This is a genomic window from Streptomyces sp. NBC_00354 (assembly GCF_036106915.1).
Classification (GTDB): Bacteria; Actinomycetota; Actinomycetes; order Streptomycetales; family Streptomycetaceae; genus Streptomyces.
This window is the reverse complement of record NZ_CP107983.1, coordinates 1,111,189-1,123,243: the sequence shown is the minus strand read 5'-3', so window position 1 is coordinate 1,123,243 and position 12,055 is coordinate 1,111,189. Positions and strand designations below refer to the sequence as shown.

Below are 12,055 nucleotides of genomic sequence, written 5' to 3'. Positions count from 1 at the left end.
GCTCCTTCGAACCGTGTCCCCGTTGCGCGGTTTCCCTGTGTCCCCACAGGTGCCCTTCCAGGATAGGCCACTGCCGCAATAGCCCGCGCTTGCAAATATCCCGCGTCTGCAATTAATGTGGACGCACGTAAGCGGCGACGGCAAGTGTCGCGACAGGGTCACCGCACCACCGCTCCACCATCTCCCCCCTTGAAGGGCACCCTCATGCCTCTTGCACTCCTCGCCCTGGCCATCGGGGCCTTCGGGATCGGCACCACCGAATTCGTGATCATGGGCCTGCTCCCCGAGGTCGCCGCCGGCTACGGCGTCTCGATCCCCACCGCCGGCTTCCTGGTCACCGGATACGCACTCGGCGTCGTCCTCGGCGCCCCGCTCATGACCGTCCTCGGCACCCGCATCCCCCGCAAGCGCATGCTGATGCTGCTCATGGGCCTGTTCATCGCGGGCAACGTGCTCTCCGCGCTCGCCCCCGCCTTCGGCGTCATGCTCGCCGGACGTGTCGTCGCCTCCCTCGCCCACGGCGCCTTCTTCGGCATCGGCTCGGTGGTCGCCGCCGGGCTCGTCGCCCCCGAGAAGAAGGCCGGCGCGATCGCCATGATGTTCACCGGCCTGACCGTGGCCAACGTCGTCGGCGTCCCGCTCGGCACCCTCGTCGGCCAGACCCTCGGCTGGCGCGTCACCTTCCTGATCGTCGCCGCCCTCGGCGTCCTCGGCCTGCTCGGCATCGTCAAGCTGGTCCCCGAACTGCCCCGGCCCGAGGACGTCCGGATCCGCCACGAGCTGGCCGCCTTCCGCAACGTCCAGGTGCTGCTCGCCATGGCGATGACCGTCCTCGGGTTCGGCGGCGTCTTCGCCGCGATCACCTACATCACGCCGATGATGACCGACGTCGCCGGCTTCGCCGACACCTCCGTGACCTGGCTCCTCGTCCTGTTCGGCCTCGGCATGGTCGCCGGCAACCTCATCGGCGGCCGGTTCGCCGACCGCGCCCTGATGCCGATGCTCTACGTGTCCCTGGGCGCCCTGGCCGTCGTCCTGGCCGTCTTCACCCTCACCGCCCACACCAAGATCGGCGCCGCCGCCACCATCGTGCTGATCGGGGCGCTGGGCTTCGCGACCGTGCCGCCGCTGCAGAAGCGGGTCCTCGACCAGGCCGCCGGAGCCCCCACCCTGGCCTCCGCCGTCAACATCGGTGCCTTCAACCTCGGCAACGCGCTCGCCGCCTGGCTCGGCGGGCTCGTCATCGCCGCCGGGCTCGGCTGGACCGCCCCGAACTGGGTCGGCGCCGCCCTGGCCGCCTCCGCCCTGGTCCTCGCCCTCGTCTCCGGCGCGCTGGAGCGGCGTACGGCCTCCGGCCCGGGCGGCAGCCGGGTCGTCGGGGCCGGAGCCCCGGCCGCCGTACCCCTCCCCGCCCACCACTGATCCACCACACCTCGTACGACGCGTACCGCTCGTACGATCGCACCACGATTCAGGAGCACCCCGCATGTCCAGCGCCACCACCCCCGCCCGTACCGCCGTCGCCCCGCTGACCACCGAGGACGCCGAACTCCTCGTCTCCGCCGCCCGCAGCGCCGCCGAGCGGGCCGGGGCCACGGTCAGCGTCACCGTCCTCGACGCCGGCGGCCACCTGCTCGCCTTCCGCCGCGACGACCGCGCCGTACTGATCTCCGGCGAGACCAGCACCCGCAAGGCCTTCACCGCCCTCCAGCTCGACGCCCCGACCGCCGACCTCGTCGACGCCGTCCGGCCGGGCGGGCTGTTCCACACCCTGCCCACCGCCCTCGACCGGCCGCTGCTGTTCATCGCGGGCGGGCTGCCCGTCCACCGCGACGGCCGGCTCATCGGCGCCATCGGCGTGGGCGGTGGCGCCCCCGACCAGGACCACGCCTTCGCCGCGGCCGCCCTCGACGCGCTGGTCTGACGCTCCCGCCCCGGCTTGCGGGCCGCGCGCCCGGGTCGCGCGCCCGGGTCCCCCGTGCCACGTTGGTACGGGGGACAGGGGTGCATGATGCGACAGTCCAGGCAGATCCGGTCCAGGCAGCTCGGCAGAGGCCACGTCATCGCGACGGCAGCCGTCGCCGCGTTGGTCTCCCTTGCCGTCCCCGGCTGCACGGCCGCCTCCGACGAGGCCCGCAGCCCCGGCGGCGCCAGCACCACGGGCTCCGCCGCCGCCACCGCCACCACCTTCGCGCCGGCCACCTCGGCCCCCGCCCCCTCGCCGACGCCCTCGTACGCCCTGTCCACCGCCCCGCGCACCATCCCGGCCGTGCGGGAGCACATCCCGGCCCGCGGCCCCGGATGGAAACCGGCCGCCGCTGCGCGGGTCGTCGTACCGCCGGGGAACGCAGCCGCCCTCACCGACGAGGGCAAGCTGCTCGCCGGTGAACTGCACATGGGCTTCGCCGAGACCGCAGATGCGCGTGCCGGCGACGTGGAACTCGCCCTCGGCGCCAAGAACTCCGGACCGCCCGAGTCGTACACGCTCACCGTCCAGGGCGGCCGGGTCCGGGTCACCGGCCCGGACGAGGCCGGGGTCTTCTACGGCACCCGCACCCTCAAACAGGCGGTGAAGTCCGCCGGTTCGGCCCCCGAGGGCACCGTGCGCGACGGCCCGGCCAAGCCCCAGCGCGGCCTGAACCTCGACATAGCCCGCAAGAACTTCACCGTGGGCTGGATCGAGGACCAACTGCGCCGGATGGCCGACCTCAAGCTCAACCAGCTCGGCCTGCACTTCTCCGACGACCAGGCCTTCCGGATCCAGTCCGACACCCACCCCGAGATCGTTTCCACGCCCCACCTCACCAAGGCCGAGGTCCGGCAGATCATCGCCCTCGCCGCCCGCCTCCACATCACGGTCGTGCCCGAGCTCGACTCGCCCGGGCACCTCGGCGCCGTGCTGCGCGCCCACCCCGCCCTCCAACTGCGGGACGTACAAGGCAGAGCCGTCAAGGGCGCCGTGGACATATCCGACCCGGCCTCGGCCAAGCTGATCGACGAACTGCTCCGCGAATACCTGCCGTTGTTCCCCGGCGGGCTGTGGCACCTGGGCGCCGACGAGTACCAGGCACTGGTCTACCGCGACCCGCAGGCCTCCTTCCCGCAGCTCGCGCGGGCGGCGCAGCAGCGGTACGGGCCCTCGGCGCGCGTCCAGGACCTGGCCGAGGGCTGGCTGAACGACCGCGCGGACGTGGTGCGTCCGGCGGGCAAGGTGCCCAAGGCGTGGAACGACGGCTTCTTCACCGGAGGCGTGGTCCAGGCGGCCAAGGACATCCAGGTCGAGTACTGGACGGGCAAGGAGCTCGGGGCCCGGCCGCCGCTGGAGTACCTGCGCGAGGGCCGCAAGCTGGTCAACCTGAACGACGAGTACCTCTACTACGTGCTCGGCCAGCCGAACCAGTTCACCTACCCCACCGGCAAGCGGATCTACGAGCAGTGGACCCCGCTCGTGCTGCGCGGCACGACCCCCGTGCCCGCCCGGTACGCGGCGCAGATCCTCGGCGCCAGGCTCGCCGTGTGGGCCGACCTGGCCGGCGCCCAGACCCAGGCCCAGGTCGCCGAGGGGATCCGGCTGCCTCTGGCGGCGCTGTCCCAGAAGGTCTGGGACGCCCGCCCGCCGCAGCCCCCCTGGGCCGGCTTCAAGGCACTCGCCGACCGGCTCCAGCCGCCGGGGTGAGCCGTTCATCCGCCCATATTCGCTGGCCCGAACGCCGTACGCCTTGTTTGGATGCCGGCATGAACAGTGACCTGCCGGACGGCTACGAGTTGTCCACCGACCCCGCCCGGCTCGACGTCGCGCTGATCCACCGCTGGCTGTCGCAGGACGCCTACTGGGCACTCGGCCGGAGCAGGGAGAAGCAGGACCAGGCCATCGCGGGCTCCCTGAACTTCGGCGTCTACGACACCGCCTCGGGCGCCCAGCTCGGCTACGCCCGCGTCGTCACCGACCGGGCCACCTTCGCCTGGCTGTGCGACGTCTACATCGACCCCGCCGTACGGGGCAAGGGGCTGGGTACGGGCCTGGCCGCCGCGGTCCGCGACCACCTGGCCCCGTACGGTCTGCGCCGGGTGCTGCTCGCCACCGCGGACGCCCACGCCGTCTACGCCAAGGCGGGATTCGCGCCCATGGCGCAGCCGGAGAAGTGGATGGTCTTCGGCGAGCAGTGAGCTACGGGCGGCCCGTGCGCTGCCAGCGGCGGCGGATCCACTGGCCGACCAGGGGCAGGGCCAGGACCGCGGTCAGGGTCCAGGCCGCGGCGAAACCCCAGATCAGCGGTAGTGAGACGGTGACCGAGGCCGCGACCAGCAGGGCCAGCGTCACCGCACCGAGAAGGCAGGCGGCCAGGGTGCGGTGACGCGGACGTGTGTGCGCGGAGCGCAGGATCCGGACGAGGGAGCGGTCACCCTTGAGATCGGCTTCGATCGCCGAGAGGGCGCGCCGCTCGCGGTCGGACAGTCCGGCTCCGTCCATGACGACCTCCATCGGCTGGCGTCGCCGGGCGGCGCGCGCCGCAGCCTCTGGCCTGCGCATACCCGACCTGGCGCGGCCCAACCCTCGGAGGCCGCCACCCGGCCGGGCGGCGGCCTCCGGGCCGGGGTTCAGGGCGGAGTCACCAGATGGAGTTGACCCACTCCGGGTGGTCGATGAACGGGTTCCGGTTGTGCTGGAAGGTGTCGAATATGACCTGGTTGCGGCGCTGCTCGAAGGCGTCCGGCGGGTCCTGCTGGTTCCACTGCTTCAGCAGGCTGATGCGGCCGAAGAGCGGGGCGGTGCCGTTGTTGACCTTGTCGTTCATCTCGAGGTCCGCGAAGCCGTCGCCGCCGTCGTAGCGCACGGCCATGTAGAGCAGCATGCGTGCGACATCGCCCTTGACCGCGTCGCGCGGCTCGAAGGAGTCGGAGTCGGTGAAGCTGCCGGGGGCCTCCGAGACCGGGCTGCCGCCCATGTCGAAGTCCTTGTTGCCGCGCGTGCTGTTGACCGTGACGTCCTCGGGGCGCAGGTGGTGCAGGTCGGTGCCCGGGCCGGTCGCGGTGCCGAAGTCGCCGTGGCTCTTGGCCCAGACGTGCTCGCGGTTCCAGTCGTTGACCCCGCCGCCGTTGGTGGACTTGGACTGGGAGCGGCCCGAGTAGACGAGGATGACGTTGTTCGGGTTCGCCGGGTCCTGGTCGGTCACCTTCAGGGCGTTCCACACGCCGTCGTAGGTCACCTTGGACTGGGTCTTGATGATGTTGTGGAGCGCGGTCTTCAGCGCGGCTCCGGTCTTGCCCTCGGCGGCCGCGTAGTACGAGTCGACCGAGGTCGCGGTGGTGGTGGCGGTGGTGGCAGCCGCGTCGGCGTGGGGAGCCGCCGTCCGCTGCGAGCCGGCCGACGCAGTGGCCGGAATGAGGACCAGGGCCGCTACGGCGAGCCCGGCAACCCAGGGGGTGCGTGGGGAGATTCTCATGGTGTGGGGGATACCTCTTCGCAGGCACCGCCCCCGCCATGGCAGTTGGCGGGGCATCAGGTGGCAGAGCAGAGGTTCACATTGTCATGTGCCTTACAGGTAAAATCCATGTGTCGGAAGGCTGGATTCTGCCCCTGATGGCCGCTGGGCCGAACGGGTGAGGACCTCTTGGCAGGACGTGCCGCTGCGGGCACGGTGGCGGGGGCCCCGGCCGGGGCCGCGCGGACCGTGCACACCGTGCACACCCCTACCGGGAGCAGCCCATGGCAGCGAAGATCCTCATCGTGACCGGCGACGCGGCGGAGTCGTTGGAGGTCCTCTACCCGTACCAGCGCCTGCGCGAGGAGGGGTACGAGGTGCACATCGCGGCGCCGGCGGTCAAGAAACTGCGGTTCGTGGTGCACGACTTCGAGGAGGGCTTCGACACGTACACCGAGAAGCCCGGCTACACCTGGCCCGCCGACGTGGCGTTCGCCGACGTGGTTCCCGAGGAGTACGCGGCCTTGGTCGTCCCGGGCGGCCGGGCGCCGGAGTACCTGCGCAACGATCCCGAGGTGCGGCGGATCCTGGCCGCCTTCACCGGCTCCGACAAGCCGATCGCCCAGATCTGCCACGGCCCGCTGATCACGGCCGCGAGCGGCGGGCTGGACGGCCGCCGGGTGACCGCGTACCCGGCGCTGGCACTCGACATGAAGGCCGCGGGGGCGGTGTACGAGGACTCCGAGGCCGTGGTCGACGGCACCCTGGTCTCGTCGCGCGCCTGGCCCGACCACTCCGCCTGGATGCGGGAGTTCCTGAAGGTGCTTCGCGCCAAGGCGCCGCTGGCCTGACGTTCGCAGAGGGACGGTGAAGGGGAGGCTCCCGTGAAGGGGAGGCTCCCCATTCCCTTGTGAAAGGTCCGGGTCCGGGACTGACGGGGCGGCTGTGGTGTGCTGAGGTGGCAGGGTCAACCGATGTTGTTCAACGTGTGCTGTTCGCACGGCAGTTGGTGCGGCAGTTGAAAGGACACCACCGTGACTGGACCCTTGGGCCGGCGCAGCTTTCTCGGCGCGGCCGCAGCCCTCGGCGGCGCCGCGCTCGTGGGGCCGCTCGCACCGCTCGCCCAGGCCCTGCCCACCGCGTCCCGGCCGGACGCCCTTCCCACCCCGCCCGGGTTCCAGCCCGAGGGCATCGCCGTCTCGCCGGGCGGGCTCGCGTACACGGGGTCGCTGATCGACGGTGCGATCTACCGCGTGGACCTCGCCACCGGGGCCGGGCGGATCCTGACCGGGGGGCAGGGCCCGGGCGCGATGTCCGTCGGGCTCAAGCTCGACGGGCACGGCCGGCTGCTCGTCGCGGGGGGTGGGGACGGCCGGATCCGCGTCGTGCACGCCGGGGACGGCCGGGTGCTGGCCACCCACCAGGCGGCCACCGGGACCACCTTCGTCAACGACGTCGTCGTCGGCTGCGGCGGAGCCTGGTTCACCGACTCCTTCAACGACGTGCTGTACTTCCTGCCCGCCGGCTCAGGCTCCGGCCAGGCCCCGCGAGCCGTGGCGCTCACCGGTGACTGGGTCCCGACCCCGCCCGGCGGCCAGGTCTGGGGCTCCAACGGCATCGAGCGGACCCCGGACGGCCGGGCGCTGCTGGTGGTCAACGACAACGCGCAGGCACTGTTCCGCGTCGACCCGCGCACCGGCGCCGCCGCCAGGGTCCCGCTCGACGGGGGATCGGTGGCCAACGGCGACGGGCTGGTGGTGCACGGCCGCACGCTGTACGTCGTCCGCAACTGGGACTACGCCGTCGACGTGTTCACGCTCAGCGCGGACGGCCGCCGGGGCCGGTTCGTCAAGCGGATCACCGATCCGCGCTTCGACGAGCCCACGACGGCGGCGGTCCACGGCGGACGCCTCTACGTGGTGAACGCCGCCTTCGACTCCGACTGGTCGAATCCGGCCACCGCGTCGACGATCGTCAGCTGCCCGTCGTGATCACGGGGGCGGGCTCGTTCCGGTAGTTGGCAGAGCCGAAGTTCTTCTTCACCGCCGCGTCCCAGGACCCGTCCTGGACCATCTTCTTCAGGGCGGCGTTGATCTTGCCCTGGAGCTCCTTGTCGCCCTTCTTGACACCGATGCCGTAGCTCTCGTTGCTCAGGCTCAGCCCGACCAGCTTGAACTTGCCCACGTTGGCCTTCTGCGCGGCGTACCCGGCCAGAATGGAGTTGTCGGTGGTCAGGGCGTCGACCACGCCGTCCTGGAGCGCGATGACGCAGTCCGAGTAGCCGTCTTGCTCCAGGACGCTCGCCTTGGGGGCCAGCTTCTCCTTGACGTTCTGCGCCGAGGTGGAGCCGGTGACCGAGCAGAGCTTCTTGTTGTTGAGGTCCTCGGCCTTGGTGATCGTGGTGTCGTCGGCACGGACCATCAGGTCCTGGTGCGCGAGGAAGTAGGGGCCGGCGAAGTCGACCTTCTCCTTGCGCTTGTCGTTGATCGAGTAGCTGGCCGCGACGAACTTGACCTCGTTGTACTGGAGCAGCAGCTCGCGGTCGGAGCTGTCGACCTTCTTGAACTCGATCTGCTCGGGCTTGTAGCCCAGCTCCTTGGCGATGTACGTCGAGACGTCCACGTCGAAGCCGGAGAAGATCCCGCCCGGCTCGCGCAGCCCGACACCCGGCTGGTCGAACTTGATGCCGATGGAGAGGTTCCCCTTGGGGCCGCTGTCACCGCCGCACGCCGTGGCGGTCAGGGCGAGGCCGATCACTGCGGCCAAAGCACCGGCCTGGGGAACCTTCATGCTGCACTCTTTCCTCGGGAACGCGGGACCCGCTGCGGGATCGCCGGCAGCGGGTGGAACCGCGGGTTCGTAAGAAGCGTCAAGACGCGTGTACGAGGAAGCTAGGAAGACGGTGGGCGCGCTGTCACTGGAATTGAGCAAAGCTTGAGGTAACGATCCGGTGTGACCGGCGTTTCTGTGGCACATTGCGCTTCGAACGGGATAAACGGGGCCGGGCGCGGTACGGCGATCGGAGCTGGCCGGTCGCGGAGAGTAACCGACTCGGGGAGCGCTCTTTTCGAACAGGTGATCGATTTTTGCTCTGTGGGTGTGTGCTCTCCCGCAGCCGATCGGGACGTGCGCGCGGACGGCCGCGTCGACGACGCCGAGCGAACCGGCCCAACTGGCTGGGAACGTACGCTCGTCCGGACCGGCAGGGCCGCGGCATGACAGCATGGCCGGGCAACGCCCGGCAAGCGGAGGGGGAGTTCGGTGAGCACGTCGACGGCGAGCGGAGTACGCAAGAGCCTGGCCAAGGTGGAGATCGCCCTGCGGTGGGATCCGAGCCCCTCGGGCACACCCGCCCACGACCTGGACATCATCGCGGCGGTGTACGGCGCCGCGGACCCGCACGGGGAGCCGGTCCACCTCGTGCACTTCGGCAGCCGTTCCCCCGACGGCACGATCACGCTGAACCGCGACAGCCACACCGGTCAGGGCTTCGGGTTCGACGAGGTCATGACCCTCGAGCTGAACCGGATGGCGCCCGCGTTGGGGCGTGTCGTGGTGGGCGTGGTCATACAGGGGACCGGGCCGCGCGGCGCCCGTACGAAGACCTTCGCGGCCATAGGCGGTACGGGGGTCCGGATCCGGGAGGGCTACACCGATCTCGCGGTGACCGATTTCGCAGGGGTCCCGGCCGCCACCGCGGCCACGGTCGCGGAGTTCAACCGCGACGCCTCGGGGGTCTGGTCGCTGGACGCCGCCGTACGGGGCTTCGACGCCGATCCGGAGGAGTTCGCCCGGGTCATGGGCGCCCTGCGCTCCTGATGCAACGCGTTGCCGCGAGGCCTTGACGCGGGGCCCTGCGCGAGGCCTTGACGTGGGGCCGCACAGACCGGGCGGTGGTCACTCCCTCGAGTGAGTGGCCACCGCCCCGTCCGGGTGGCGCGCTGCCGCCGTCCCCACGAGGCAGCGCGGGCGGGTCGCCGTCAGGTCATCGTGACGGCGGCCCACCGGTTCAGGGGGCCGGAGCCCGGTTCCGGTCCGGGAGGGGGATCGGGGCCAGGCCCAGGGCGGGCAACAGGGCCCCGTCGACGAACCGGACCAGGTAGTCGGCGTCGGCGTAGCGCCCCTCCAGCACCGGCCGGATCCGCAGCACGCCCATCAGCTGGGCCGGCAGGAACTCCAGGGCCGGGTGCTCCGCCGCGATCTCGCCGCGCGCCACGGCCCGCGCCACCATCGCGTCGAACGCGGCCAGCTCCGGCTCGACCAGCGCCTCGCGCAGGGCCGCCTGCAGCTCCTCGTCGCTGAGCACGGCGTGCCCGAGGGCCTGGGTGAGGCGGGTGTCGCGGCCCGAGTTGCCGGCCGCGATCCGGGCCGCCTCGCGCAGGTCGCCGGCGAGCGTGCCGGTGTCCACCGCGACCAGCGTGCCCTGCCGGTTCGCGCGCAGGGCGGCCGCGACCAGCTGGGGCTTGGTCTTCCACTGCCGGTAGAGCGTCGACTTCCCGCAGCAGGCCCGGGCGGCGACGCCCTCCATGGTCAGGGCCTCGTACCCGTGCTCGCGCAGCTGGTCCAGGACGGCGTCGTAGAACTCCTGCACCCGCTCCGGGGTGATCTTGGAGCGGCGCGCGGCGGGCGGCGTCGACGTCATGGTGAGCGGCTCTCCTCGGGGGCTCCGCGGCAGTTGGTTCCGTAAGGAAAGTGTACGGGAACGCGAGCGTATCGGTACACCAGCGTATCGATACGCGAATGTATCGATACACTGGCGTGTCGATGTGCACGCGACCGCCTCCGGCCGCCGCACACCGGCGCACCCAGCGCGCGACCAACCGCACCATCCGTGTTCAAGCGGCGCGCGAGTACAGGAAGAGAGAGTTGGGGGAATGAGCTCCCACACGACACCTGGCGGGCCGGCCGACGGCCCGGGAACCGGGCAGCGGCGACGCCTCATACGTGAGCTGTTGCTCGTCGCGGGCCTGTTCGCCGTCTACAAGGCGGGCCGGATGCTCTCCACGGACCGCACCGACGAGGCCTTCCGCAACGCCGGCCGGATCTGGGACATCGAGCGCACCCTGCACCTGCCCGGCGAGGGCACGATCCAGCGGCTGCTCCTCCACGGGGACGCCCTCGTGCACACCGCGAACACGTACTACGCGGCCGTGCACTTCCCGGCGACCGCCGTCTTCCTGATCTGGCTGTACCTGCGCAGACCCGGCCACTACCTGTGGGCCCGGCGCGTACTCGCCGTCCTCACCGGCGCCGCCCTCGCGCTGCACCTCGCCTTCCCGCTCGCACCGCCGCGGATGCTCGAAGCCGCGCACCTGGTGGACACCGGGCTGGTCTACGGGCCCTCCGTCTACCGGGCCGCGCCCGCCGCCGACACCATGGCCAACCAGTTCGCCGCGATGCCCTCGCTGCACTTCGGGTGGGCGCTGATGCTGGCGCTCGGCATGATCGCCGCCACCCGGTCCCGCTGGCGCGTGCTGTGGCTGCTGCACCCGCTGCTGACGCTGCTCGTGGTCGTCGGCACCGCCAACCACTACTGGCTCGACGCGATCGTCGCCACCGTGCTGCTCGGCGGGGCGCTGCTGGTCGTCCCGCGCCCGCAGGCGCGTACCGGCTCGCTGCCCGTCGTACGGCACCTGCCGCGCCCGCGGAACGCCGTGGGGGCCGGTTCCGAGGTCGTCGGGGCCGGTTCCGAGGTCGTGGGGGCCGGTTCCGAGGTCGTGGGGGTCGGCCGATGAACGCCACCGTCCTCGCCGTCGCACTCTGCCTCGCCTCCGCCGTGGCCTACGCCTCCGCCGCCGTGGCCCAGGAGCGGCTCGCCCGGGCCGCCGTCGCGCGCAGCGCCGGTGCCCTGTTCGGGAACGGGGCCTGGTGGTGGTCGGCCGGGCTGAACGCCGGCGCCGCGCTGCTGCACGCGGCCGCCCTGCGCTACGGCCCGCTCACCCTGGTCCAGCCGCTCGGCGCGCTCACCCTCGTCGCCGCCGTCCCGCTCGGCGCCCGCGGAGCCGGCCGCCGGGTCGCGAACACCGAATGGCGGGGCACCCTGGCCACCGTCGTCGGGCTCGGCCTGCTGCTGCTCCCGGCCTCCGGACCGGCCCCCGACGACACCCTCACCCTGGCCGAGGCGCTCGCCGTGTCCGGGGCGACCGCCTTCGCGATCGTGGCGCTGACCGCACGCCGGGACGTGAGCTCGGGGCTGCGGCACGCGACGGCGTCCGGGCTGGCCTCCGCCGTGGCCTCCGCCCTGACCCAGACGGTGGCCGTCGCCGGCGGCCGAGGCGGGGCCCTGCTCAGCGTGCGGGTCGTCTCCGTGGCCCTGCTCGTCGTGGTGTTCGCGGTCGGCGGGATGCTGCTGTCGCAGCGGGCCTACCGGGGCGGGCTCGGGGCGCCGCTCGCCGTCGTGAACCTGGCCAACCCCCTCGCCGCGGCCGCCATCGGCATGGTCCTGCTCGGCGAACGCCTCCAGGGCGGCGCAATGGGGCTCCTGTTCGCCACGGCCGGCGCGCTCGCTGCGGCGCGCGGCGTACTGCTGCTGACGCGGACGGCCCCGAGCGCGGCGCCGGTTCCCGCACCCGCACCTGCACCTGCACCCGCGCCGGCAGCCGCCGTGTCGATCACGCGTGTGCCAGCATGAC

The 12,055-nt window shown here is 72.1% G+C and carries 13 protein-coding genes; 9 read left to right on the top strand and 4 right to left on the bottom strand.

Annotated features, from left to right (window positions below):
- Positions 1 to 204: 204 nt before the first annotated feature.
- From OHT74_RS05330 to OHT74_RS05315, 4 genes are all read left to right on the top strand, one after another.
- On the top strand, positions 205 to 1,422 hold the full coding sequence (locus tag OHT74_RS05330) for an MFS transporter (RefSeq protein WP_266661137.1): 1,218 nt from the start codon (positions 205 to 207) through the stop codon (positions 1,420 to 1,422).
- A 64-nt stretch (positions 1,423 to 1,486) separates the two neighbouring features.
- Positions 1,487 to 1,924, top strand: a complete 438-nt coding sequence (locus tag OHT74_RS05325) for a GlcG/HbpS family heme-binding protein (protein ID WP_266998691.1) — start codon at positions 1,487 to 1,489, stop codon at positions 1,922 to 1,924.
- Between the two features lie 84 nt (positions 1,925 to 2,008).
- Positions 2,009 to 3,676, top strand: a complete 1,668-nt coding sequence (locus tag OHT74_RS05320) for a beta-N-acetylhexosaminidase (RefSeq protein WP_328619519.1) — start codon at positions 2,009 to 2,011, stop codon at positions 3,674 to 3,676.
- A gap of 59 nt (positions 3,677 to 3,735) precedes the next feature.
- On the top strand, positions 3,736 to 4,167 hold the full coding sequence (locus tag OHT74_RS05315; RefSeq protein ID WP_328619518.1) for a GNAT family N-acetyltransferase: 432 nt from the start codon (positions 3,736 to 3,738) through the stop codon (positions 4,165 to 4,167).
- Position 4,168: 1 nt separating this feature from the next.
- Here the strand turns inward: OHT74_RS05315 and OHT74_RS05310 are convergent, their stop codons facing one another.
- On the bottom strand, positions 4,169 to 4,471 hold the full coding sequence (locus OHT74_RS05310; protein ID WP_328619517.1) for a DUF3040 domain-containing protein: 303 nt from the start codon (positions 4,469 to 4,471) through the stop codon (positions 4,169 to 4,171).
- A 139-nt stretch (positions 4,472 to 4,610) separates the two neighbouring features.
- Positions 4,611 to 5,444 carry an endonuclease I family protein gene (locus tag OHT74_RS05305; RefSeq protein ID WP_266998696.1) on the bottom strand — a complete coding sequence of 278 codons (834 nt, stop codon included), beginning with the start codon at positions 5,442 to 5,444 and terminating at the stop codon, positions 4,611 to 4,613.
- A gap of 263 nt (positions 5,445 to 5,707) precedes the next feature.
- Between OHT74_RS05305 and OHT74_RS05300 the strand changes: the two genes are divergently transcribed.
- A complete protein-coding gene (locus tag OHT74_RS05300) occupies positions 5,708 to 6,274 on the top strand; it encodes a DJ-1/PfpI family protein (RefSeq protein ID WP_266661125.1) in 567 nt (188 codons plus the stop codon).
- A gap of 183 nt (positions 6,275 to 6,457) precedes the next feature.
- Positions 6,458 to 7,414, top strand: coding sequence for an SMP-30/gluconolactonase/LRE family protein (locus tag OHT74_RS05295; RefSeq protein ID WP_328619516.1), 957 nt, complete (start codon positions 6,458 to 6,460; stop codon positions 7,412 to 7,414).
- On the opposite strand, the gene OHT74_RS05290 is transcribed toward OHT74_RS05295, so the two are convergent.
- The gene (locus tag OHT74_RS05290; protein WP_266661121.1) at positions 7,398 to 8,213 is read right to left on the bottom strand and encodes a glutamate ABC transporter substrate-binding protein; all 816 of its coding nucleotides are present in this window, start codon (positions 8,211 to 8,213) and stop codon (positions 7,398 to 7,400) included. The genes OHT74_RS05295 and OHT74_RS05290 overlap by 17 nt on opposite strands.
- Before the next feature lie 471 nt (positions 8,214 to 8,684).
- Between OHT74_RS05290 and OHT74_RS05285 the strand changes: the two genes are divergently transcribed.
- Complete coding sequence (locus tag OHT74_RS05285) at positions 8,685 to 9,242, top strand: TerD family protein (protein WP_266661119.1); 558 nt, start codon at positions 8,685 to 8,687, stop codon at positions 9,240 to 9,242.
- A gap of 190 nt (positions 9,243 to 9,432) precedes the next feature.
- Here OHT74_RS05285 and OHT74_RS05280 read toward each other — a convergent pair whose 3' ends face one another.
- Positions 9,433 to 10,065 (bottom strand): TetR/AcrR family transcriptional regulator, encoded by a 633-nt coding sequence (locus OHT74_RS05280; protein ID WP_328619515.1) that lies wholly within the window; start codon positions 10,063 to 10,065, stop codon positions 9,433 to 9,435.
- Between the two features lie 232 nt (positions 10,066 to 10,297).
- Between OHT74_RS05280 and OHT74_RS05275 the strand changes: the two genes are divergently transcribed.
- On the top strand, positions 10,298 to 11,158 hold the full coding sequence (locus OHT74_RS05275; protein WP_328619514.1) for a phosphatase PAP2 family protein: 861 nt from the start codon (positions 10,298 to 10,300) through the stop codon (positions 11,156 to 11,158).
- Positions 11,155 to 12,054: a hypothetical protein gene (locus tag OHT74_RS05270; protein ID WP_328619513.1), complete on the top strand. Its 900-nt coding sequence runs from the start codon at positions 11,155 to 11,157 to the stop codon at positions 12,052 to 12,054. Before OHT74_RS05275 ends, OHT74_RS05270 begins: the two co-directional genes overlap by 4 nt.
- The last annotated feature ends 1 nt before the right edge of the window (position 12,055 follow it).